The sequence below is a fragment of the Marinomonas sp. NPDC078689 genome (genome assembly GCF_044542435.1).
GTDB classification, from domain to species: Bacteria; Pseudomonadota; Gammaproteobacteria; order Pseudomonadales; family Marinomonadaceae; genus Marinomonas; species Marinomonas arenicola.
This window is the reverse complement of record NZ_JBITUJ010000010.1, coordinates 36,908-60,728: the sequence shown is the minus strand read 5'-3', so window position 1 is coordinate 60,728 and position 23,821 is coordinate 36,908. Positions and strand designations below refer to the sequence as shown.

At 45.7% G+C, this 23,821-nt stretch carries 23 protein-coding genes; 13 read left to right on the top strand and 10 right to left on the bottom strand.

Features of this window, described 5'->3' with window-relative positions; all coding sequences use genetic code 11:
- The first annotated feature begins 189 nt into the window (after window positions 1-189).
- Together ACIGBN_RS15210 and ACIGBN_RS15205 are read left to right on the top strand one after the other, a co-directional pair.
- Complete coding sequence (locus ACIGBN_RS15210; RefSeq protein ID WP_243712058.1) at window positions 190-393, top strand: DUF1289 domain-containing protein; 204 nt, start codon at window positions 190-192, stop codon at window positions 391-393.
- A 46-nt stretch (window positions 394-439) separates the two neighbouring features.
- Window positions 440-610: a DUF6435 family protein gene (locus tag ACIGBN_RS15205; RefSeq protein ID WP_396666385.1), complete on the top strand. Its 171-nt coding sequence runs from the start codon at window positions 440-442 to the stop codon at window positions 608-610.
- 96 nt (window positions 611-706) lie between these two features.
- On the opposite strand, the gene ACIGBN_RS15200 is transcribed toward ACIGBN_RS15205, so the two are convergent.
- Window positions 707-2,275 (bottom strand): cation:proton antiporter family protein, encoded by a 1,569-nt coding sequence (locus ACIGBN_RS15200; RefSeq protein WP_133004305.1) that lies wholly within the window; start codon window positions 2,273-2,275, stop codon window positions 707-709.
- A 321-nt stretch (window positions 2,276-2,596) separates the two neighbouring features.
- Here ACIGBN_RS15200 and ACIGBN_RS15195 point away from each other — a divergent pair, with 321 nt between their 5' ends.
- The 6 genes from ACIGBN_RS15195 to ACIGBN_RS15170 all read left to right on the top strand — a co-directional run bounded on the left by ACIGBN_RS15195 (window position 2,597) and on the right by ACIGBN_RS15170 (window position 7,988).
- Window positions 2,597-3,829, top strand: coding sequence for a multidrug effflux MFS transporter (locus ACIGBN_RS15195; RefSeq protein ID WP_133004306.1), 1,233 nt, complete (start codon window positions 2,597-2,599; stop codon window positions 3,827-3,829).
- 127 nt (window positions 3,830-3,956) lie between these two features.
- The gene (locus ACIGBN_RS15190; RefSeq protein WP_133004307.1) at window positions 3,957-5,276 is read left to right on the top strand and encodes an MATE family efflux transporter; all 1,320 of its coding nucleotides are present in this window, start codon (window positions 3,957-3,959) and stop codon (window positions 5,274-5,276) included.
- Window positions 5,277-5,517: 241 nt separating this feature from the next.
- Complete coding sequence (locus ACIGBN_RS15185; protein ID WP_207923427.1) at window positions 5,518-6,195, top strand: MotA/TolQ/ExbB proton channel family protein; 678 nt, start codon at window positions 5,518-5,520, stop codon at window positions 6,193-6,195.
- Window positions 6,185-6,607: an ExbD/TolR family protein gene (locus ACIGBN_RS15180; protein WP_396666382.1), complete on the top strand. Its 423-nt coding sequence runs from the start codon at window positions 6,185-6,187 to the stop codon at window positions 6,605-6,607. Before ACIGBN_RS15185 ends, ACIGBN_RS15180 begins: the two co-directional genes overlap by 11 nt.
- Entirely contained in the window at window positions 6,604-7,035 is a 432-nt protein-coding gene (locus ACIGBN_RS15175) for a biopolymer transporter ExbD (protein ID WP_133004309.1), read from the top strand. The genes ACIGBN_RS15180 and ACIGBN_RS15175 overlap by 4 nt, the downstream gene beginning before the upstream one ends.
- Window positions 7,032-7,988, top strand: coding sequence for a TonB family protein (locus ACIGBN_RS15170; protein ID WP_396666379.1), 957 nt, complete (start codon window positions 7,032-7,034; stop codon window positions 7,986-7,988). Before ACIGBN_RS15175 ends, ACIGBN_RS15170 begins: the two co-directional genes overlap by 4 nt.
- Window positions 7,989-8,137: 149 nt before the next feature.
- Here ACIGBN_RS15170 and mltA read toward each other — a convergent pair whose 3' ends face one another.
- Complete coding sequence (gene mltA / locus ACIGBN_RS15165) at window positions 8,138-9,316, bottom strand: murein transglycosylase A (protein ID WP_396666378.1); 1,179 nt, start codon at window positions 9,314-9,316, stop codon at window positions 8,138-8,140.
- 152 nt (window positions 9,317-9,468) lie between these two features.
- Window positions 9,469-10,047: a DNA-J related domain-containing protein gene (locus tag ACIGBN_RS15160; protein WP_133004312.1), complete on the bottom strand. Its 579-nt coding sequence runs from the start codon at window positions 10,045-10,047 to the stop codon at window positions 9,469-9,471.
- Window positions 10,048-10,157: 110 nt separating this feature from the next.
- Between ACIGBN_RS15160 and ACIGBN_RS15155 the strand changes: the two genes are divergently transcribed.
- Window positions 10,158-10,835 (top strand): zinc metallopeptidase, encoded by a 678-nt coding sequence (locus ACIGBN_RS15155; RefSeq protein WP_133004313.1) that lies wholly within the window; start codon window positions 10,158-10,160, stop codon window positions 10,833-10,835.
- 72 nt (window positions 10,836-10,907) lie between these two features.
- Here the strand turns inward: ACIGBN_RS15155 and ACIGBN_RS15150 are convergent, their stop codons facing one another.
- The 3 genes from ACIGBN_RS15150 to ACIGBN_RS15140 are packed head-to-tail and all read right to left on the bottom strand — an operon-like array spanning window position 10,908 to window position 14,317.
- Window positions 10,908-12,701 carry an FAD-binding protein gene (locus tag ACIGBN_RS15150; protein ID WP_396666377.1) on the bottom strand — a complete coding sequence of 598 codons (1,794 nt, stop codon included), beginning with the start codon at window positions 12,699-12,701 and terminating at the stop codon, window positions 10,908-10,910.
- A 2-nt stretch (window positions 12,702-12,703) separates the two neighbouring features.
- Window positions 12,704-12,919 (bottom strand): ferredoxin family protein, encoded by a 216-nt coding sequence (locus tag ACIGBN_RS15145; RefSeq protein WP_133004315.1) that lies wholly within the window; start codon window positions 12,917-12,919, stop codon window positions 12,704-12,706.
- Window positions 12,920-12,931: 12 nt separating this feature from the next.
- Window positions 12,932-14,317 (bottom strand): FAD-binding oxidoreductase, encoded by a 1,386-nt coding sequence (locus tag ACIGBN_RS15140; RefSeq protein ID WP_396666375.1) that lies wholly within the window; start codon window positions 14,315-14,317, stop codon window positions 12,932-12,934.
- Window positions 14,318-14,463: 146 nt separating this feature from the next.
- On the opposite strand from ACIGBN_RS15140, the gene ACIGBN_RS15135 reads away from it, so the two are divergent.
- The 4 genes from ACIGBN_RS15135 to ACIGBN_RS15120 all read left to right on the top strand — a co-directional run bounded on the left by ACIGBN_RS15135 (window position 14,464) and on the right by ACIGBN_RS15120 (window position 17,555).
- A complete protein-coding gene (locus tag ACIGBN_RS15135; protein ID WP_396666374.1) occupies window positions 14,464-15,984 on the top strand; it encodes an ATP-binding protein in 1,521 nt (506 codons plus the stop codon).
- A complete protein-coding gene (locus ACIGBN_RS15130; RefSeq protein ID WP_396666373.1) occupies window positions 15,977-16,657 on the top strand; it encodes a response regulator in 681 nt (226 codons plus the stop codon). The genes ACIGBN_RS15135 and ACIGBN_RS15130 overlap by 8 nt, the downstream gene beginning before the upstream one ends.
- Window positions 16,658-16,751: 94 nt before the next feature.
- Window positions 16,752-17,009: an EF-hand domain-containing protein gene (locus ACIGBN_RS15125; protein WP_133004319.1), complete on the top strand. Its 258-nt coding sequence runs from the start codon at window positions 16,752-16,754 to the stop codon at window positions 17,007-17,009.
- A 171-nt stretch (window positions 17,010-17,180) separates the two neighbouring features.
- The gene (locus ACIGBN_RS15120; protein ID WP_133004320.1) at window positions 17,181-17,555 is read left to right on the top strand and encodes a DUF6515 family protein; all 375 of its coding nucleotides are present in this window, start codon (window positions 17,181-17,183) and stop codon (window positions 17,553-17,555) included.
- A gap of 122 nt (window positions 17,556-17,677) precedes the next feature.
- Here ACIGBN_RS15120 and betA read toward each other — a convergent pair whose 3' ends face one another.
- The 4 genes from betA to ACIGBN_RS15100 form a co-directional block, all read right to left on the bottom strand.
- Entirely contained in the window at window positions 17,678-19,345 is a 1,668-nt protein-coding gene (betA, locus tag ACIGBN_RS15115) for a choline dehydrogenase (protein WP_133004321.1), read from the bottom strand.
- Between the two features lie 12 nt (window positions 19,346-19,357).
- Window positions 19,358-20,815 (bottom strand): betaine-aldehyde dehydrogenase, encoded by a 1,458-nt coding sequence (betB, locus tag ACIGBN_RS15110; RefSeq protein WP_133004322.1) that lies wholly within the window; start codon window positions 20,813-20,815, stop codon window positions 19,358-19,360.
- Between the two features lie 298 nt (window positions 20,816-21,113).
- Entirely contained in the window at window positions 21,114-21,419 is a 306-nt protein-coding gene (locus ACIGBN_RS15105; RefSeq protein WP_133004323.1) for an isoamylase early set domain-containing protein, read from the bottom strand.
- 421 nt (window positions 21,420-21,840) lie between these two features.
- Window positions 21,841-23,553 (bottom strand): lysophospholipid acyltransferase family protein, encoded by a 1,713-nt coding sequence (locus tag ACIGBN_RS15100; RefSeq protein ID WP_133004324.1) that lies wholly within the window; start codon window positions 23,551-23,553, stop codon window positions 21,841-21,843.
- Window positions 23,554-23,821: the final 268 nt, after the last annotated feature.

Below are 23,821 nucleotides of genomic sequence, written 5' to 3'. Positions count from 1 at the left end.
GTCTTTTAGCAAGGTAACTTATATCTCTCGTTAAGACTTTTCGGCGGGAGATATAGCACACGAAAAAACACTCATTCGATACTCGAATGAGTGTTTTTTCGTTTTAAGGCGGTACTGAAAACAACACCTGATAAGAACAGAAAATAGTCTAGACTTAGTACAGGTCCATCATTAAGCATGAAGGTGTGTATGACGGTTTCTTCTCCCTGTATTCGACAATGCTGTTTGAATGAAAAAGACATCTGTCTGGGCTGCTTTCGCTCATTACAAGAAATCCTAGCTTGGTCTTCCATGTCGGATAGCGAAAAACAGCACATCCTTAAGGACGCGACTGAGCGCAAAGCACAAGCGAGTCCTGCGTTCACAAATATTATTTTTGATCATCCAAAATGACGTTAGTGACGTACTGTTAGGTAAGTCTTCAATAAAAGAGGTGGTTATGTTTTCTTTTTTAAAGTCTGATCCGGTGAAAAAGCTTGATAAAGAGTACGGACAGTTACTGGAAAAAGCCATTCAAGCCCAGCGCAGCGGTGACATCAAGCTGTATTCAGAGCTGACGGCACAGGCCGAAATGGTGAGAGTGCAAATTCAAATCGCGAAGGGTGACTAGTCTGTCGTTGCCGTTATTAACAAACAAGAGGCATAAAAAAACGATGACATCCATGTCATCGTTTTTGGTGTTAACCACAGGATAGAGACAATTTGATTAGCCCTGACGGATGAGTGCTAAGCTCTCTTCCGCAAACCCCGTACCGGCTTCGGTATAGAAGTTAAAGACATTATCGATACCGCTATTGATGAGGATGTCTCTTTCATCTTGATAGCGAGCAATCGCCGCAATCTGGCCTGTGTAATTGGCCTTACGTAATTGAATGGCGACATTGGTTGTGTCTTCAGCCGCAGGCAAAGCCAGTAAAACCAGATGGATATTAGAGGTGTCTAGGCGCTCCCATAAATCGGCGTCTTCGCCATCGCCGTAGAAGACATTTTCTTGGTCTTCTTGCATTTGGGTAATGCGCTTTCTGTCTGCATCCATACCGGCAACGGTATCGCCAACCAAGCCCTTTAATGATTCAAAAGCCCCACGGCCAACACGGCCTAAGCCGACCACTAAAATTTCCGTATCAACAGGTTGTACAAATACGTCTTCGGGTAAGCATTTTGCACTTTCAAAACGGCGAATGGTTTCTTTGTTTTTGCGGTACAAGCGATGAACATTTCGGTACAACAAGCTGGTAATGATAAAAGAAAAAGACACCGCTAACGCGAGTACTACCAGCCACTCTTTGGCCAGCCAGCCATTGGCCACGCTAAGAGCCACTACAATTAGGCCGAACTCGCTGTAATTCGACAGCACAATCGAGGACAGAAAAGAGGTTCGTCCGCGCAATTTCAACTTGGTGAACAAGGCGAAGAAAAGGGCAAACTTAGCGAGAATAGCCAAGGTGATAATTAAACTGATGACAAGCATGTTAACGGTTGGCAACGCGGTAAAACCAATGGATAAAAAGAAGCCAATCAGAAACAAGTCTTTAAAGTTCATCAAGGCTTTGTTCATTTCCGCTGCTTTACTGTGGGATGCCAGTAAAATACCGAAAACCAGTGCGCCTAGATCTCCCTTCACACCGACTAGGTAGAAAAGCTCATAACCACCCAACGCGAGAAAAAGCCCCGTGAGTGGCAGCATTTCACCGTGCCCAGCTTTGTCGACTATTTTATTAAGAATAGGTCGAATGAGTAATAAGCCAAAAAGCGCCAGCGCCCAAAGGGAGGGTATTTTGCCTGTGGCGAACACCAAGAAGATCACCGCGACTATGTCTTGCATTACCAAGATGCCCAGCGCTAATTGTCCATGGCGTGTTTTTAATTCGCTGCTTTCCTCAAGCAGTTTGATAATACAAACGGTACTGGAAAAACTGAGGGCGAAGCCAAGTAAAGCCGCGGTTTTCAGATCCAGTATGTCGAAGAAGGGGAGACTCAAACTGCCTAACAGTAAGCAAAAAGCGACCAGTAAAACAGTCCACACTCCCATATGGCCTAGTGTTGAAGCCCAGACTTCGCGTTTTAATAAGTCTTTGACGTGGAGTTTTAGACCAATGCAGAACAGCATCAAGGTAATGCCTAGGTTAGCAAGAGAATCTAAGGTGTTGCTGGGTTGCATACCGAATGCATTTAATAAGAAGCCCGCCAGCAAGAAACCAATCAGTGGTGGTAAGTTAATTAATTTAACGGCGAGGCCGCAGACAAAAGCAAATAATATCCAAATAAATTCCATGCAATCCTTCTAATTTTCTTGAGAGCCATCGTAGCGCTAAAACGTGCCAACTGTGGTGCAGAATATGATACGAAATTCACGCCTAAAGCACAGCCTGAAATAGGCGGTAAGTGAACTTTTCATTCCCTAGCGAAGGTATTTTTGCCTAGTGTCTTATGCATGCTCCTATGCAGAAAGACGCGTTTGCTCTTTTGTCTAAAAATTGAGGTACTGAATGGGCATGGATGCTTTTTATGGCCGCTTCGTTAAGGCGAATTCAGTGTAAAAGAGAGATCTAGACGCGTACACTGCGTTTTTTATTGTTGTGAATTGAGGGAAAGAATGTCGAGTTCGGAAACATCAGCGCTAACGTCGCTTAAGAAACGATTGCCAGAGAAAGAGTTCATCGCACTTTTTGCTCTAATGACATCATTAACGGCGTTGACCATGGATGCTGTGTTACCGGCTTTTCCGAGCATTACTGACGCTTTTAATATTGCCGATTATCATCAGACGCAATGGATAGTCACAGGCTTAGTGTTTGGCATGGTGTTTGGTGAGATTATTTTTGGACCTTTGTCTGATGCGATTGGCCGCCGTAAAACCATTCTGATCGGAATCAGCGTTTATGCGCTAGGTACTGTGATCGCGATGACCGCACAAAGCTTGCCTATTTTGTTATTGGGACGCGTGATACAGGGGATTGGCGTCGCTGGGCCGAAAATCGCCTCAAGGGCACTGATTCGAGACCTGTATAAAGGCGCTGCGATGGCGAGAATCATGTCCTATGTCATGGTGATTTTTATTTTCGTGCCAATGCTCGCTCCTTGGTTTGGCCAAAAAGTCATGTTGTTGGGTGGCTGGCGCTGGATCTTTGTCGCCTTTTTAATACAGGCAACCGTGGCCACGCTCTGGCTGATTTTGCGTCAACAGGAAACGCTGCCAAAAGCGCAACGCCAACCGCTTCAACCTGCACGCCTAATACGCGATGCATTGGGGATTTTCAAACGCATTGATGTGATGTGCTATATCGGTATTACAGGGTGTGTCTTTAGTGGGCTCTTGTTGTATCTGAGTATTGCTCAATCCATTTTCCAAGACATCTACGGCACCGGTGATAACTTTCCTTTGTATTTTGCCTTACTGTCTTGTGGCGCTGGGGTGGCGTCTTTTACCAATGGCAGTTTTGTGATGCGCTTGGGAATGGCGTTGTTGGTGAAATCGGCCTTGTGTTTGTTGGCTGGCACGGCGCTGGTGATGTTGGCGAGTGCTTTATTGCATCAAGGTGTTCCGCCATTGTGGTTATTTTTGGCATTGGGTATCTTGGTGTTTTTCTGCCAAGGGGTGCTGTTTGGAAATATTAACGCGATGGCAATGGAGCCTCTTGGTCGCACCGCAGGGTTGGGTGCTGCCATTGTGTCAGCATCATCGAGCCTAATTGGCGTGGTGTTTTCGTCGCTCGTGGGGCTGTTTTATCATGATTCTGTAACGCCATTAGCGTGTGGCTTTCTGATTTTTTCTTCCACCAGTCTGGTGTTGCTGTTTATTGCTCGGCGATACCCATCTGCGGAATAGTCGCAGCTTTATATGATAGGGGAATCTTGATTATAAATAGACAAATCTCGATATTACGAATTTGTCACAAAAATCACGTATAATCAGGATCCTTTATTTGTCTTTAGTTTTCAAAAAAACCTAACTTATGTCTTCAAACACCGCTCAACCATCTCTCGCCCGCGAACTCTTTACCATGACGTGGCCCATGCTCTTTGGGATCTTGTCATTAATGAGCTTCCAGTTAGTGGACAGTGCTTTTATTGGTCAATTGGGGGTGTTGCCGCTGGCTGCTCAAGGCTTTACTTTGCCGATTCAGATGATTGTGATTGGCTTACAAGTTGGTTTGGGAATCGCGACAACAGCGATGATTTCTAGAGCATTAGGCGCGCAAAAAGTGCGTTATGCCAAGCAATTAGGCGGCTTGGTTCTGATGATCGGCAGTATTGGACTGGCGTTTTTCACGCTACTGATTTGGTTATTACGTCACCCTATATTGGCGCTATTGAGTGCGCCTGATTCGGTTTACTCTGTGATCGACAGTTATTGGCCGTATTGGCTGCTTAGCGCTTGGGTTGGCGCTGTGATTTACTTTTATTACAGCATTTGCCGATCCAACGGTAATACCTTGCTTCCCGGTATTATGATGATAGTGACCAGCTTGCTTAACCTGGTGCTAGATCCGATTTTCATTTTTACATTAGGCTTAGGCCTGAATGGCGCCGCCATTGCTACTGTCTTGGCATTTAGCATTGGGGTGCTGATTGTGGCGCCGCTGGTTGCTCGTCGCCATTGGCTTTCATTTGATTGGAAAGATTTAAAAATCAGCAAAAGCTTGGCGGATATAGGTCACATCATGGGGCCTGCGATGGTCAGCCAATTATTGCCACCTGTGTCGTCTATGTTGGCCACAAAGTTGATTGCAGGTTTTGGTACCGCTGCTGTCGCTTCTTGGGCGTTAGGTTCTCGGTTTGAGTTCTTCTCGATAGTGGCGGTGCTTGCCCTTACTATGTCGATGCCACCATTTGTGGGGCGCTTGTTGGGCGCCGGAAGAACCCAAGACATTCGCTATATAGTCAAGGTCGCGTGCCGTTTTGTGCTCTTGTTCCAACTGTTGATTGCCATCCTGACGTTCTTGGTCGCCAGTGGGCTTGCGAATCTTATGACGAGCGAGGCTCAGGTTCAGACGATTTTGCATTGGCATCTCATGATAGTCCCTATTAGTTTAGGGCCACTGGGTATTTGTATGCTGATGGTGTCTATTTCGAATGCCTTAGGGAAATCGTATACCGCGTTGACTATATCTGCTTTACGCCTGTTTGCTTTTTTCTTGCCGTGCCTTTGGATCGGATCGGAAATCGCAGGGCTAAAAGGCCTTTTTGTGGGGGTTTTGATTGGTAATGTACTCGCCGGGATCTGTTCTTGGTATATGTACCGCCGCACGCTACAAATGGTGGAAAATAACTAGAGTATTTTTTAGAACGCTGATTTCCTGCCACAAACAATGCCACTTGCTACTGAGTATCAAGTGGCATTCTTGCTTCTAAAGCCTGGTTATTAACGAAAAGCCAAGACAAAAGCCATCTTTAGCCCTTTTGAAAGACGATATTGTTGAAATATGCATTGCATTGCACAATTGTTTAGTTGAAAACGGAGTTGAGAATGAATACCATTTGTTTTATTAGTCATTCTCTTATTTGGAGCTCAACGTGGAAAATTCAGTACAGCAGCAGATTATTGATTTTTTGCAGGTCGGCGGACCTGTGGTATGGATCTTAATGGGCTTTTCTGTTGTTGCCTTGACGATCGTTTTAATGAAACTTTGGCAGTTTGCTTCGATGCGTGCAGAGAGTCGTAAAACCGTTGATAAGGCATTGGAAGCATGGCGTCAGCATAATCCAAACCAAGCATTAGAATTACTCGATGAAACACGCCCAGTGGATTCGCTGGTGGGCTTTTCAATTCGCTCCTTGCAGTCTGGCAATATGGAAGTTGATCGTATCCGTGAAGAAGTTGAGCGTCTGGCGATGAATAAGCTGAATCAACTGCGCTCGTATTTTCGTCCACTAGAAATCATCGCTTCTTTGAGCCCATTGCTTGGGTTATTAGGAACCGTATTGGGGATGATTACCGCGTTTCAGCAAATGGAAGGCGCCGGTAGCCAAGTGGACCCTTCAGTCTTGTCTGGCGGTATTTGGCAAGCGCTTCTAACGACGGCAGTCGGTTTGGCGGTCGCTATTCCTGTGGTGACTATGCACAGCTGGTTAGAGCGTAAAGTGGAACGTATTTCTCATATGGTGAACGATGCGGTGACGCAAGTATTTACCTGCAAAGAAGCGGAGCGTTTGGTTGCTAAAGCGGCCAAAGAGGTTCTGCATGCCGCTTAATTTAAGTCAGCCGAAACGCAAAACTGCGATCAGTCTGACACCGTTAATAGACATTGTTTTTATTCTGCTTTTGTTCTTTATGTTGACTTCGAGCTTTGTGCCTTGGCGCACAGTAGACACGCCATTATCGGTGGCATCGGATGCGCCAAGCGCCGCAAAAGACAATGATATCGTGCTGCTCACACTGAAGCAGAATGATCAAATGGTGTGGTTAGACGGCAGTGCTTACGCGATATCCGATGCAGCATGGTTTAAAAAACTGATCACAGAGCACAAAAAAGGCACCTTTGCCGTGAGCGCAGAAGATGGCGTTAATCTACAAAGTGTGTTGAATCTGGCTGACCGTCTTAAGGAAAGTGGTGCGAAAACCGTGTCGATTGCGAACGCGTTTTCCAGCAAGGATAAAGAATGAAAATAGCCGATAAGTTTGCGGCCAAGAATAAAGCCGACGACGACAGTATGGTGCCATTGATCAACGTGGTTTTTCTTATGTTGGTCTTCTTTATGGTCGCGGGGCAAATTCGCAAAGCCGACCCAATTCCAGTGATTCCACCGAGTTCTATTAATGACAACAAGGCGGCGACAGAGCCGAATGTATTGATTGTTGTGGGTGAGAATAAACAGATTTATTTAGACGATAAATTGGTCTCGCTTGAGGCCATAAAACCCGCCTTAGAAAGCCAATTTGAACAGGCACAGAATAAAGACAAATTCTGGGTGCAAATTAAAGCAGACGGTCTTATTCCGGTTGATGTCTTACGCCCTATTTTTAGTGAAATTCGGGCGTCTGGGTTGACCAAGGTCAGTTTGGCCACGCAATTAGAAAGAGGTCAGAAATGATCTCTAAGCGTCATTGGTTGATAGCTGGTGCGGCCGCACTTTCCATGCATGCTGTGGGTTTTTATGCGGTGTTTCATCATGCCCCTGAAGGCAGTAAAGGCGCGGGTGCTCAAGGCATTGAATTTGATCTTGGTATGATGGGAGACATGGGCGCAGCGGCACAGACGACGTTGGCGCAGCAAGAAAACGTCACCCCGAAAAAAGCCGAAGAAAAACCGCTGGAAAAGAAACCGCAAGACAATCCTCCTCCTAAGGTTAAAGAAAAACCGCCTAAGCCGGTCGAAAAGAAAAAACCAACACCGGTCGAGAAGAAGCCAGAACCGATTAAAGAGACAACACCTGAGCCGGTGAAAAAACCCGTTATAAAACCTGCTCCCCCTGTTGTGGCCAAACAAACCTCACCTGTGGTTGTGCCTAAAGTGACGCCTAAGCCGAAGGTTGAGCCAAAACCGAAACCGGTCGCTAAGGTTAAGCCTACGCCCAAACCGACGCCAAAGGTAGAGACTCAGCCAGAAACAAAACCAACGCTTGAAAACGCGCCAAGCCAAAATACCCAAGTGGCGAGTGCCACACCGCAGAAGCAAGGACCCAAGTCGCAAGCAAGTCAAAAAGCCACGACTGGTAGCTCGAATGCGGTTACCACAGGCGGCAATCCTGGCGCCAAAGCCAAGTACTTTACTCAGCTCACTACTGCGTTGGCGCAGAATAAGCGATACCCTCGCGCGTCTCGTCGTCGTAATGAAGAAGGCGTTGTGACTCTGGCTTTCACCGCCTATGCCAATGGCAGTGTCTCTGATGCGAAGATAGTGAAAAGCTCCGGCTATCGTCGGTTAGACAAAGCGGTGCTAACCATGCTGAAGCGGGCCGTGCCTCTTCCTAAGTTTTCCGACGATATGCCGGAAAAACAGCTGAGTATTACTTTGCCTGTCTCTTTTAAATTGAGTGACTATTGAGTTTGGACAAACGCTAGAAGCCAGATAGGTTCACTCTAGGATCATTGTATTGTTCGCATACAAGGTAAAAAAACGGCGCATTTTATGGCAGAATGCGCCGTTTTTATTGGTCGTCTATGACCCTTTTAAATAGGCTAAAAAGAAGGTTTTTATTGGGTTAAATCGGTCTCTTTTTTGTTCGGCAATAACAACCAGACTTTACCAAAATGCTTAAGTTGGCCCGCATGAACGTGGGCTTCATCGCCAATTCCTTGGTACCAATCTATGTGTCCTGGTCCTTTTATCGCGCCACCTTTGTCTTGCGCTAGCAAGAGTCGAAACTGGTGACCAATGAGATTACCTTGTTGGTCTAGTTTAGGCATTTCACCCAGCAAAATAGAGCCAAGAGGGATCACTTTAGGGTCTACCGCTACCGAATAAAGTGGGGTTAGCGGGACATTGGCAGCGCCCACTGGTGCGGATAATCCTTCACTGAAGAACAAGTAACTTGGGTTCTGTGAAAGTGTTTCTCTGACTTTATCTGGGTGGTCTTTTAGCCAGCGTTTGATGCTTTGAGCCGAGATATCTGCGCGCGCTATTTCGCCATTTTCAATGAGGATTTTACCTAGACTACGATACGGCCAACCGTTGACGCCACCCCAAGATAGCAGCTCCCGCGTGCCGTCTTCATATTGCACTACGCCAGAACCCTGCACATGCAAAAAGAAGTTGTCGACTAGGTCTGCGCTGTAGGCAATCTCAAGACCTTGGCCTTGTAAGGCGTGTTCGAAATCGATCTGTTCGCGATTAGGAAACTGGCCATTGGCGTCGCGGGTCAATGGCTTACGATAAAGAGGGTAGCGATAGACGGCATCAGGTTTGTGGCGAACCGGTATGACGGGCACATAATACCCTGTGATTTGCACGTTACCGCGGTAATCTTGCCCTGCTAATTGCAGCGCCTTTAATTGTGGTTGGTAAGTGGGCTGTGTCAGCCAGTGCTGGATTTCATTGGTGACTTGTTTGAGCTCTTGTACGCTTACTTTGGTGTCTTCTAACTCGTAGGTTCGCTCAGGCAGCTTGTTTAGGTAAACCATTTGTTGGTCTAGCCCGGTTTGAAAGTTAGGATCGGGGTAAGGTAAACCCGGAGGTAGGCTTTCTTTTAAATAAAGAGCGTCTCGTTTTATGCCTGTTTTATCTAGGCCATTATTCTCAAAGTCATTGGATGAATCGACCTCAAACTGGCTACACGCAGTTAACGACAACAATGAAAATAGGCTAAGTGTGGTAAATAGACTTTTTGCTTTGCTTTTTACAGGGGTGGTGCTCGACGATATAAATAGTGGCATAAGCGCTCTTTCTATTAACTTCTTTCATTAAACAAAGTATAAGCAGCAATGATTGTGTGGTCGCTGCCAAGAAGTATTTATCTTGCGTGCTACGCCGAAGCAACGCAATCTTTAGAGGGTGAATTTACACTTTATAATGGGCTTATTGACGGCTAGAACATCAGGCATTCATAGGCATGACGTAATGAAATAAAGGCCTCTGTGTCACCACCCCTATCTGGGTGTGTTTGGTGTGCGAGCTTTCGATATTGGCGTTTGATTTCGTCTTTACTGGGGGATTTTTGAGTCAGCTGTAAGGTGGCAAGCGCCGCTTCACGATCGTCCGTTTGATAAATGCCTTGGTAAAAGCTGTCTAATAAGCGCGTTACCGCCTCTTCATTGGTCTTCTCATATTCGTTCCAATCGAGATAATACGCCGCGAGCTTTGCGTCCACGCTATTATTTAACTCCTTACTGTTGGCAAGGGGAACTTGTTCACTTGGAAGGATTCTAATGTGAGTGGCGCTGATCGACAGAGTCAGTGATTCTTCTTGCCATAAGCTTGATTGCAGTTGATAAAGCGCATTCATAATTAGAAAGTGCTGCCGAAACAATTGCAGATTGGGGTCTGTGGCAATATTTTTTAGTTCAGGGAGCTGTTGTTTTAGTGTTTTAAGAATCTCAAACTCACCAACGCCTTCTGGGTGTGTTCTTAATATGTCTAAAATGGGACCGATTAGAGGGTTTCGCATAGCTCGTTTTTTTCCTTTGAAAACGCCTAAAGTGTAGAGGAGTGGCCCCCATAGGGTCAAAGCCATTACGCTGGATGGATCAATTTTTTGTTATTAATAGACGGTGCGTTATGTTGTGGATCTTAGCTATTTTACTGTTTTTAGCGCTTATTTGTGGGCCACATTTATGGGTTAAATTTACCTTAAAGCGCTACTCGGGTACGCGAGATTATTTACCCGGTTCTGGTGGCGAGTTGGCGCAACATTTGATTCGTCGTTTTGAATTGCATGACGTCACGGTTGAAACCACTCAAGAAGGTCATGATCACTTTGATATTCAGCAACATAAAGTACGCTTAAGCCCGAGTGTTTTTTCGGGCCAATCTTTAACCGCTGTGGCGGTGGCAAGTCATGAAGTTAGCCACGCAATAGCCCATGAACGACAAGAGAAAATTGCGCGGCTGCGTGTGCGATATTTACCCAAAGCGGTTTTTTTACAGCGCCTTGCGGGCGGGTTATTAATTGGCTGGCCCTTGTTATCGATTGTGCTGCATATCCCTTACGCGGTGGCAATTCATGCGCTTGTGGTTGGTTTGTCAGGGATCTTAGCGGTCTTGGTGCAGGTGGCTATTTTACCAGAAGAATGGGATGCCAGCTTTAACAAGGCATTGCCTATTTTAGAAAAAGGCGGCTATTTACCAAACGAAGATTTGCCTAAGGTTAAGCGGATTTTATTCGCTTGTGCGATGACATATGTTGCGGCCGCCTTGTTGAGAATGTTGTTTGTGTGGCGTTGGTTTAAGCGTTAATCCCTGTCGTTGAGTCAGAGCCAGTACCACAATAGGGCGCATGATATTGGCTCTGACAAAGCACTTTGAGGGTTATGTTGCGCTCGCCCAAGTGCCAAAAGGTTGTTTTTCAAACGCCATTTCACCCTTCTCATCTTGGTAGATATTAATCCAAGCCTGCCAGTTTTTATCGTCTATTTTTGGGTAATCCAATCGATAATGGCTACAGCGACTTTCTTTTCTCATTATCGATGCCTTGAGTTTCATCTCTGCCGTGATGATCATATTCTCGGTTTCGTGGGCAAGTCTTAACTTATGCAAATCATTGGCAATTAACATAGGAACATGATGTTCTTTTAGCTCTTCGACATACGCTAATGCCGCCTGCAGCAGACGTTCTTTCTTTATGTACAATACAAAATTAGGGATCATGATGCCCTGTAGAACCTGTGTTACCCAGGCCGGGCTGTAGCCACGCTTGCGTTTTAGCGGCGCAAAAATTTCTTGTTCAATGTCTCTTAATCGACTTGAGCTTATGGCGACGGATGATATTTTTTTGCTGGCCTGTGCGGCGGCTTCCCCTGCGATGGCGCCCTGTACGGCGGAGCCTGCGAGAGAGGAACCAATTTGTGCATAAATGCCTCCCGACATATGCGAGCCGAGGGCATCGCCAGCGGCATAGAGGCCTGGAATGGTACTGAGCCCCGTTTCATTAATCGGCGTCAGTCCTTCTGATTTATGAATGGCCATGCCAGCGCTGGAGCCACCGACTTGTTCACCGCCCATTCCTGGTGGTGGACCTCCGCCGGGTTTTTTACCTGAAAACAAAGCCAATATGCCGCCTTCTTGTTCTGGCGGTGGTGCCGCTCTATGGCGAAAGGCGGATGGTACAAAAGGACCGCCTTTTATCTGCGTCATTTCTGGTCGTTTTGGATTATTTCCTGATGGCCCCATTGGTGGTGGACCCATGGTGATCGGCGGACCTATTTTATAAGCTTGGTAGTTCATATCGACTCCAAGATCATGACGTACTTCAGCGCCATTGATTTGCGGCTTTTCTTCAATTTGACCGTGCCAGTTGTCGTAGCTGGAGCCTGAATTCTTGGCGGACCCTGGATGACCGTCATTCCACTCTTTTCCGGTGACTTTTGCACCAATTTTATAAGCCATAATTGTGCCGTCGTGGGTTAGGTCACAGACCGGAAAACCACTGGGTTTGAAGCCTCCAGAGCCAGAACACAGAATCACTGTCTTTGCTTTGAAATGGATTAAATTTGGCTTGTCTAAACTGAAACCAGAGGCGCCCACAACGCGACCATTTTCTTTGATTAGGTGCGTGATCATGACCCTTTGATGCAGGGGAATGCCTCTTTCATTGATGGGACGAGAGAAGGTTTCGTTGTAGAGCGGAGAGTCAAAGAAGCCCCACTCTTTGAGTTCTTCTACGCGCGCTTTAGAGTGCTCAGCAAGCTGGCGAGTAAACACGGGATTATTGGTTTGAATGGCAGATTCTGTCACCTTAGCAACAAACTGATCAATGCTCATGTTGCTGGTGTTTTTGTCGTAACTAAAAATACCTTTGGCGAACGGGGTTAAGCCTGAGCTCCCCAGTCGCCCTTTCGACACCATGGTCACTTTGGCGCCTGCGTCGTGTGCTTTTACGGCCGCAAATAACCCTGCCATGCCACTGCCAATGACCAGCACATCGCTTTCCATGTGTTTGACTGAAAAGGTGCTGGGTGGTATCGGCGTATCATTGCTGATCGGTGGCTTATTGAAATCCATTTGATTAAACACATACGCCCCCGCGGCAGCAACACCCAGAGCGCTGCCTGCTGCGCTAATAAACTGGCGCCTTGAGAGTCCTTTTTGTTCTGAATCGCTCATTCTTACCTCCAAGAAACCATCACGGGAATGGATTTTTCAGGGGTAATAGTGATGGCGCCTACCGGACAATATAACCGACACAAGTGGCAGATTTGGCAATCTTCAGGGTATTGAATAACGGCTTTTTGCGTTGCTTCATCGAGCTTTATTACATCGGTAGGGCAGCTTTCAATACAAGCATTACAACCGATACAGCCGGAAATTTGATGAATGGGCATAATGTGATCCTATTAAAATGAAAGTTGTTCGAAATGGATATTTCGCGCCGGAATGGGAAATTGTTTCAGGCCTTTACGGATGTTTTTTACCGCGATGTCAGAACCACAGAGATACACAGAGCTGGTCTCGACCGGAACATCTTGCAACGCACTTTGTAAGCAAGTTTGGTCAATAAAACCTTGGTAATAAATCGCAAAGGTTGAGGGTAAATAACAAACAAAACGGGTTTTAAAATTATTCAGCGTGTTCTCAAAGTGCGCCAATTCTTCAGTGAAGAGCATCTGCGAATAGGTTCGGTTACCGTAGATGAGACGAATCGGACGAGGATCATTGGCTTCAGCGAGAGTGCGTAATAAGCCGATAATCGGTGCTATGCCGACGCCACTGGCAATTAAAATGATAGCGTTACTGGCATCATTGGCCGCTAAGGTCATATTGCCATAAGGTCCATCGACGAAGACGGCTTGTCCTGGTTTGAGTTGTTCAAGTGACCTTGTATAGTCGCCTAATTCTCTGATTACAAAGGACAAATTCGGTAGAGACCTGGGCGTAGATGCAATGGAAAATGGGTGGTAATCTAGCTCATAGGCGCTTGTCTTAGTGCTCAGCCAGACAAATTGTCCCGGCTGGAAAGTAAAAGCAGAGTGGGTTTTTAAGGTGATTAACCAATCGTTAAAACTGACTTTTTCTCGGCTCACCAAGGTACAGGCATGCTGGCTTAATAATTTGGGTTTAATCGCATAACCATAGACGGTAAATGCCAATGATAAGAAACAGGCCGACCACCAAAGCAGATTGATATACTGACCAAACTGCCCGTGACTGCCTACTTGGGTGATGTGCCAGGTCGCCAGAATTAATACCACCATGAAGCCTGCGGTATGCCATAATTTCCACTTATCATAGGCAATGGGAAGCTTGTTTTTATAAATGGAAGAAAGCACCCAAACGGCCAATAAAACCCACGCAATAATCCCTGTTAATAAACGTGGCGCTGTGATCGATTCAATAATGGATAAGCGTAAATCTGCGCTGGATAACAGCCATTTCGGCAGCAAAATTAACAGAGGATGTAAGAAGAAAAACACACCAATCCACTTTCCCATACGCTTATGCTGTTGCATATTCCAATCAATACGAGAGAAGAGTTTTGCGTGTTTTAAGCGCGCGGCCAGCGGGAATTGCAGCATCATGGAAAGCATCATTACGAGATTTAAAAAGCTTAATATTTCTACGTAAATGCCTTTGTTATCCATCGGCAATATGGCTAGAAAAACATAGGGAAGCAGCACCAGAAGAGCAAGTTGAATGGTTAACCAGCCTTGTGTTGGATAGGTCTTCTGTTTTATAAACTGCGAGAAGGACGCTAAGATCCGATTTTCTAGTAAGCTTGCCATGCGCGTACCCAAGAATGAAATAATAGAGCCCAAGGTAGCCATAAATTTTGTGGTGAATATGGAGAAAAGTGAGAAGTTTACTTCGCCAAAATACGTGCTTTTTGAGCCTAAAAAGCTTGTTTTATGCCATATAGAAAGGAAATATTGTGCGAGTCCCTATATTTACGAAACTGTTTATTTCCTTGTTTATGACCAGTATTTTATTGGTCATCGGAATGACTTTTTCTGTTAGTTACAGCTTCAAATCAGGTTTTCAAGAGTACTTAAATCAGCAAGAAAAAGAGCAAGTCGAACAGCTAGCGAGTCTTTTGTCTGGGTATTATTCAGCGAACGTTGGTTGGCAAGAGTTGCAAGAGCAACCTGAAATTTGGGGGGATCTTTTTGTAAAATTAGGCGTGCCGTTTCCTAAAAATAGCGCGGCGCCTGAGCGTCATTTTAAACCGAATATTGACCTTGGCGGCCCAGATTCAGGCTTAGAGCGAGGGCCTAATCGAGGTCCAGATCGAGGTCCAGATCCCCATGATCTCCCCCCTAGAGATGCGGCTATGTCGGAAGAGTTTGGCCCCATCAGTCATCGACTTTTTCTTGAAGATGACAATCATCATTGGATCGCTGGCGTGTATTTTTCTGATTCAAAAGAGAGCAGTGTTGAGTGGTTTAGGGAGCCGATTAAACAAGGAAAACAGATTGTTGGTTGGCTTGTACTTAAACAAAAAAATCAGCTTTCAGGGCCTTTGGTAGGGCAGTTTTATGCGCAACAGCAGCATAACCTCATCTGGATTATCGGCCTAGCTGGCTTGGCTTCCTTGCTTGTTGCCTTGGGGTTGGTGCGTCACTTTTTGTCACCATTAAAACGCTTACAACAAGGGGCAAATGCCCTATCCGAAGGGGACTACAGCTTTACGTTTGAGAGCAGTAGTAATGATGAATTTGGTGAACTTGCTAATCGCTTTCAATATTTAGCTGGCAGCCTGAAACGCCAAAAAGACAGTCGTGAACAATGGTTAGTCGATATTTCTCATGAACTGCGAACTCCGATAGCTGTTTTGCGCAGTGAGTTAGAAGCCATTCAAGATGGTATTCGCAAACCAGAAATGACGCGCATGGATTCTATGCACCATCAGGTGATGGGATTGCGTCGTTTGGTGGATGATCTTTACCTCTTGTCTAAAACCGATGCGGGCGTGTATCAACTGGACGTTCGTCGGTTGGACATTGTGGCCTTGCTGCAATCCGTCGCCAATCGTTTCGAACACAGGATGGCACAAAAAGGTCTGCGCTTAGAACGATTGATTTCAGAGCCTATTTTTATTAAAGGAGATGAAAAAACATTAGAGCAGCTGTGTGTAAATCTATTAGAAAATAGCCTTCGCTATACGGACGCACCCGGCACAATAAAGCTGTCGGTTCTAGAGCAAAATGATGACCTTGTGTTGCTCTTCGAGGACTCCGCTCCAAGTGTTGATGATGCTCACTTAGGCAAACTATTTGTGCGTCTATATCGAGTAGACCAATCCCGTAGCCGTTCCCACGGTGGTTCAGGTTTGGGATTGTCTATTTGCCATAATATCGTCATGATGCACGGCGGAAGCATTGTGGCGAAGCGCTCCGAACTGGGCGGTTTAGTCATTGAAGTAAGATTGAAAAGAGAAATGAGTAATGGATGAGAAAAAGAAAAGTATTCTAGTGGTTGAAGATGAACCGACGTTAGCGGCGATCCTTTGTGAGTATTTAGAACACGCAGGCTATCATGCCAGCCAGTTGAATGACGGTTCGCTTGTTGTTGATTTTGTTAAAGAAAATCATACAGATATGATTATTCTAGACTTGATGTTACCGAACCGAAACGGGCTGGATATTTTCCGAGACATCCGCAGCTTTAGTGAAGTGCCTGTGATTATGGCGACCGCTAAAATAGAAGAAATTGATCGATTGATTGGTCTTGAATTGGGCGCAGACGATTATATTTGCAAACCGTATAGCACCAGAGAAGTGGTGGTCAGAGTAAAAAATATTTTACGCCGTAGCGAAGCGCCAGCCATTAAAACGCAAGGCACACTGCAAGTGGATGAGCCTTCCATGACGGTGCGTTACCACCAACAAAAAGTTGCTCTCACACCAGCTGAATTTAAAATTTTGGCGCTTTTGTTCAAAAATGCCGGCCGTATATACAGCCGTGATCAGTTGATGGATCATATTTATTCCGATCACAGAGTGGTTGCAGATCGTACTATTGATAGCCACATCAAAAACCTAAGACGTAAACTAGAAGAAATAGAACCAGAACTAGACTGCATCAAATCTGTTTACGGTGTTGGTTATAAATTTGACGACCAGTAGGCATTTTCTCCATATTGAATACTAACTTTCTACTTATGCTTCCCTTACAAAATAATCTGATTCACGTTCAATGAACGAGTAGGGGAAGTAAAGTATGAAAAAGCTGTCAATGGCCGTGTTACTGCCTGTTATCACGGCGAGCGTACTCGCGCTGTTTTCTGTTAATAGCCTAGCCGGTGGACAACCACCGAAAGACCCACCTTCTTTTGCACAGCTAGACGCTAATGGCGATGGTGTGCTGACCAAAGACGAAGTACGAGGCCCTCTAGCGGATGACTTCGATCGTTTTGATACGGATAACAGCGGCACGTTAACAGAAGACGAATTGCCTGCGCCACCTAGCCATCAATAAACGCCTTATTCTTAATTAAATCGATGTATGAGCCAGTCTGATACCTGCATTTAGAGAGGCGTAGCCGATGCTTTTGGGGCAAAAAACAGGTCGGACTTTCCCCTTTCTAGCACCAAACTCGCCTATCTGAGAAGGCTTAGTAGCTCATCATAAAATAACAAGGAGATCGTTATGAGATTTCGTTCTGTTTTAGCATTGAGCTGCTGCCTCACCTTATCAGGTTGCGCTATGGGGCCGCGCGGCGGTGCGCCACTGGGTCTATTTGCTTTTGGTGCTGGGGTAGCAATTGGTTCTGTATTGACGACACTGCCTCCGCGTCATGTGGTCGTCAGAAACGACATTTATTATTCAGATGGCGTTTTTTATCGCGATGGACCAAGAGGATATGTCGTTATTGTGCCGTCACCAGGTGTTTGGGTAGACGACATACCTGAAGACCATAAAGTAGTGCATTATCAAGAACATGACTACTTTAAGTGTAAGGGTATTTGGTATCGATTTGATGCTCACCGTAAGCAATATCGTGTGGTAGAAGACCCTTTTTAGGCACTAATATCCAGCGTCTTTGCCGCCATTAAAAAAACCCAAGTAGAAAAATCTACTTGGGTTTTTGTTTGTTCAAGTACTGATCTAGCATTCACCGTCGCGGGCGTATTAGGTCCGATGGATTAACGCTGTTTGCTTTCAAACTCTGGGTGAATCCAAACCGGCGCTTCTAAGCGAGGCAGCGCTTGCTTACCAAGAATCATATCGGCGGCTTTTTCAGCCACCATGATAGTCGGCGCATTCAAGTTGCCGTTGGTAATAGTAGGAAACACAGACGAGTCGACCACGCGCAAATTTTGCAAGCCACGAACTTGGCAATATTCGTTTAATACGGCCATTGGGTCGCTGTCGTCACCCATCTTACAAGTACAAGAAGGGTGGTAGGCGCTTTCAACGTTTTCTTTTACCCACTGGTCGATGTCTGCATCGCTTTGAATGTCGATTCCAGGTTGAATTTCGTCACCACGGAATTCGTTCAAGGCGGGTTGCTGAAGTATTTCTCGCGTCAGGCGAATAGTATCGCGCCAATCCTGCTTGTCTTGTTCTGTTGAAATGTAGTTAAACAGAATTCTAGGCTTAGCTTGTGGATCTGCAGATTCAATCCATAATTTGCCACGACTTTCAGGCTTGTTCGGCCCTACATGCACTTGGAAACCATGGCCTTCTACCGCGGCTTGGCCGTCGTAGCGCATAGCAGCAGGTAAGAAGTGGTATTGAATATTAGGCCACTTTAAGCCAGCACGGGAGCGGATAAAACCACAGGATTCAAAGTGATTCGTCGCCCCTAAGCCTGTCTTAAAGAGCATCCATCGGGTTCCGATCATGCCTTTGCTGATCAAGCCAAGCTTGCTGTTTAGTGTGACGGGCTTCTTACAGAAGTACTGAAAGTAGACTTCCAGGTGATCCTGCAAATTTTCACCCACACCAGGAAGCTCGTGTAAAAGTGGCACGCCAGCTTTCTCAAGTACGTCTTTTGGCCCCACACCTGACAATTGCAATAATTGCGGAGAGCCAACAGATCCCGCAGATAAGATGACTTCTTTGCGCGCGTTGACTTGTTGGGTGTGGCCATTGTTGCTGAATTCTATGCCTACGGCTTTTTTGCCTTCGAATACGACTTTATGGCTAAGAACACCCGTTTTTAATGTCAGGTTAGAACGTAGCATTGCACGGCGCAGGTAGGCATTAGAGGTTGAGGCTCGTACGCCTTTTTTTACCGTCATATGCATGGCACCAAAACCTTCTTGGCGGTAGCCATTGTAGTCGTCGGTTTTGCCGTAACCTGCTTCATCACCTGCGTCTATGAAGGCTTGATAAAGTGGGTTGTAGGTCATGTCGTTACCATTGTTGGTCGACAGAGGGCCTTGACCACCACGGTAAGTGTCCGCACCGTTTTTCCATGTTTCTGCTTTTTTGAAATACGGCAGACAGGTTTGGTAATTCCAACCTTTGGCGCCATGCTCTTCCCATTGGTCAAAGTCGCAAGCGTGGCCTCGAACATACACCATGCCATTGATGGAAGAAGAGCCGCCTAATACTTTGCCGCGTGGGCAGTGCATTTCACGGTTGTCTAAGCCTGGCTCTTTTTCGGTATGAAATTGCCAAGCGTATTTTTCCGTGTTCATCGGGTAGGACAAGGCGGTCGGCATCTGGATAAATAGGCTTTTGTCTGAACCGCCCATTTCCAATAGCAGTACCTTGTTGTCACCACTTTCTGTGAGTCTGTCTGCCAGCACACACCCTGCGGAGCCCGCGCCGACTATGATGTAATCGTACAGTTCGTTGCTCATGTCTGTGCTCGCTTAATAAGGGTTTTGAATGTCGTTTAAGTCAACAAACACGCTTTTGTTTTGCGTGTAGTGATATAAAGTCTCGATGCCATTTTCACGGCCCACGCCAGACTCTTTATAACCACCGACAGGCATTTCAGCCGGAGAAGACCCCCATGCGTTGATCCAACAAATACCCGCTTGCATTTGGTTGATCACACGGTGTGCACGAGCAAAGTCTTTGGTGAAAACACCGGCTGCTAAGCCATATTTTGTATCGTTTGCACGGGCAATAACCTCGTCTTCGTCGGTAAAGCTTAAGACTGACATAACAGGGCCGAAGATTTCTTCACGCACTTGTGGCATGTCGTCGGTGCAATCCGTGAACACGGTTGGCGCAACGAATGCGCCGTTTTCTAACCCATTGTCAGTGACTTGGTAACCACCGCATAACAAGGTTGCGCCAGAGGCTTTTGCCGCTTCAATAAAGCCCAATACTTTTTGCATATGGTCTTTAGAAATTAGCGCGCCAACTTGGGTTTCCATGTTCATGGGGTCGCCAATGATCATGGCTTCTGTGCGGCTTTTTAGTTCTTTGGTGAAGGCTTCCATGATGTCTGCATGCACAAAAACGCGTGTGCCATTGGTACATACTTCGCCTTGCGTATAGAAATTGGCAAGCATCGCCGCCGACACGGCTTGATCGATTGGCATGTCAGGGAAAATGATCATAGGGGACTTACCACCTAATTCCATGGTCACTTGCTTCAAAGATTGCGCTGAAGCCGCCATGACTTTTTTACCTGTGCCAACTTCGCCGGTGAAGGACACCTTGTCGATGCCAGGGTGCGCGGTAATCATTTGACCGGTGCGAGCATCCCCTTGAACCACATTGAAGACGCCATCTGGTAAGCCGGCTTGAGTGTAAATCTCAGCCAGTTTTAGCGCCGTTAGTGGGGTTTCTTCAGAAGGCTTGAAAATCATCGCGTTGCCAGCTGCTAGAGCAGGACCGGATTTCCAGCAAGCGATTTGAATAGGGTAGTTCCAAGCGCCAATGCCGGCACAAACTCCTAACGCTTCTTTGCGAGTGTAATAAAAGTTACCGTTACCAAGGTCCTGGTATTCGCCTTGGATTTTATCGGTTAGGCCTGCGTAATATTCGATGACATCGGCGCCGGTTTCGATATCAACACAAATGGCTTCTTGTAGAGGTTTACCTGTGTCTAACACTTCTAGACGAGCCAGCTCTTCGTTGTTTTCACGCAACAATTCAGCGGCTCTTTTAAGGATGCGACCACGCTCAACTGGGCTCATTGCAGCCCATACTTGCTGGCCTTTTTTTGCTGACTCGACAGCAGCATCCAACTCAGCTTGTCCGGCATGCTCGATGGTAGCAATCACTTCGCCTGTTGCTGGGTTTAGCGTGTCGAAATGTTCTCCGCTTGTTGATGCAAGGTAGCGACCGTGAATATATTGCTGCTGATGTGCCATGATAAACCTCTTTAATCGTTTGGTTTCTTGACGATAAATTCGCTTGAATAATCGGTGTTTTGACTTTCGCGTTTTTATTAAACGCTCGTTTAATAAAAACAATTGTACATTTTTTGACTATAAATTGCAGCCGCAATCCAATAATTAGTGGTCTAAGGATAAAGTTAAGTTACTAGAGAAAGAAAGGGCTTTATGGCAGCCGGACGTAAAAGTCCGTTAATTAAGAAAGCTTGAGACGAACGAACACCCCCTGCTTCGTGCTATGAAGCAAGGGTGTGAAGAAAACTATAAAGCCTTCTTAGAGGCTGATGACACCATTGTTGTCGTAGCTTATCGGGCTTGGCACGTAATCATCGGCCATGTCATCGTTTAGCCACTGGGTGCCATCTAGCACATAGCGAAATTGGTAGGCTGCGTTCACTTCTAAACTGAGAGTTGAGGCAAATACCCCTGATTTTTGTTTTTTCATTGGGTTGGCGGTGCAATCCCAATTATTAAAGTCGCCAACGACCGCAACGCTTTTCGCAGTACCTACTTTGTCAGCAGGAAGGGCAAATTTTACTTTGCATTCAGGTTTGGTTTTTAAGTACTTTTTCTCAATCATTTCCAACTCCATCGTCCATTTTGAGAGGCCATTAATGTTTAGGGTGGCAATTAAAGACACCCCTGATATAAGCAAGTCCTGCGCCATGAATCGTAACTTGTTAATACTATTAAAGAATCCAATTCTTGCTCTTGCTACTCAGAAAAACACTCTACTATCATAATGAAAATGCGACGAAATCGCTGCCATTGTTTGGTGCTGTAGATCAAAAAATGCACATTTTATTCTCACCTATACACTATAATGAGAGAGTGACATAACGCACTCACTGTAAAAAGAGAGGTGATAGTATGGATCTTCAGCTGACTGTATTAGTCGTGTTAAGTGCTATTTTGGTCATTAAGATCATTTACCTTGTCGTTTTCAAACGATCTCACGTTAAGCATCATCGAAAGTTTCACCATCACTCTAAACGCCATCATCATTGGCCTAGGTAGCGTTTTCTTTTCGCTTCTTTGATTGTATTTAGGTCTACTAAGACTAAACCGTCTACACAGTAGCCAAAGTCGGCATCGACACCAAAGTCTAAGAAGCGAACCCCTCCTACCTCACAAATTTCACTGTATTGTTTGAACAAGGTCGGAACGCTGGCGCCAAAATGCCCGAGTTGCTCCTTGAGTACTTTGAAATCCTCTTCATAGCTTGTACCAGAAAATAAACCCGCAATGATCTCAGCGTGTTCTGGGGTTACTTGGTACGGCGTAAAAGAGCGTGCTAGATGTTCTTTATCAGAAAAATATAAGCGGTAGAAAGAAACAATAAAATCTTTGGCAATTTGCGGGTAGCTGTTGCTTAAACTGACAGGCCCAAACATATAGCGAATATCAGGGTGACGATTGAGATAAGCGCCAATGCCATACCATAAATAATCTAGGCTGCGTTTGCCCCAATATTTTGGCTGAATAAAACTGCGGCCAAGTTCAATGCCCTGTTCAAAATACGTTGCCATGTCGCATGAATATCGAAACAACTCCGCACTGTATATGCGATTAGGGCTTTCTTCTTTCATATAGCGAGCGACTTCACCAATGCGATAAGCCCCAACGATTTCTAGCTCTTCTTCATCCCATAAAATAAGGTGACGATAGTATTGGTCAAACTTATCTAGGTCAGAGCGCTCTCCAGTGCCTTCCCCTACTTTACGAAAGGCTATCTCACGTAAGCGGCCGATCTCTTTCATGGTGACCGAGGATGGGTCGTGGTCGAACAAATAGATTTGTTTATTGTCCTTGGTGCTGCCTAGGTGTTCGGATTGTTTTAGTTCAGCCCGAATCATCTGTCTGTTTTGTGGGTGCTCAACGGTCTTTTCCGTTTTCAATAATGGCTTTTTCCCCTTAGCGATACGGTAAAGATGACGTTTTACCAATTTGCTTTTTTCTTTGTCGCTTAACGGTAATTTTGCGAGCTCTTGAATCGGGATAGCCTGACCGACTTGCATTGGAATTTTTCGGTTTCTTTGGCGAAACATTTCGTTAGCAAGTTGGATCGTAGAAAGAGGGCGATACACTAAAGAGCTGGTGTAGAACAACATAGAGTTGCGACCGCCAATGTGCACAGGAAGTAATGGGCTGTTGGTCTTTTGCGCCAGCTTCAAATAATTATGATTCCAGCCTTGGTCTTTGACACCGCTTGGGGACAATCGAGACACTTCTCCTGCAGGGAAAATAATCACGGCTTCTTCATTGTGTAAGCAATTCATAATCGCTTTCAGCTGCTGGCGTCCTGTTTTTCCGCCCATGTTATCAACCGGCAGAACAAGATCTTTGAGGCCATCGAAGCCCATTAATAAGTCATTGCCAACGATTTTTACGTCAGGGCGGATTTCACCGATTAGGCGCAGTAGAGCCAATCCATCGAGCGCGCCAAGAGGGTGATTCGCAATGATCATAACCCGTCCGCTGGCGGGAATATTACGACGATCCACTTGGCCGACTTGATAAGTAAAATTGAAATGGTCTAAAACACGGTCAATAAATTCGAAGCCGATGCAATCGCCATTGGCTTCTAAAAAATGATTCACTTCATTTTCATGAAAGAGGCGTTTTAGGACGCTTAAAGTTGGGCGTGTGATTAAAGGGCTCTTGTCGAAGAACTGAGGTGATTTACTGGCAATCAATTGTTCTACTTGTATCACAGTGACGCTCCACGAAAGGGAAAGTTTCTTTGTTAGTTGCTTTGAGACTAGAGGGCGGATGTGACAAACGGGTGACGATAAGATGTCGGAAAAATGACAGGGAATATGAGTACTGGATGGCGATAACACAGAGGGTTGCTTTCATAAATGAAAGGCAAAAAAAAGCCCACCGAAGTGGGCAATAATCGCGAGCTGCAGGGCAGCTGCGACGGAGTCATCTGGGAAACTTTCTTTTTCAGATGAGGCAAAAGCCTATCTAGCAAGAAAA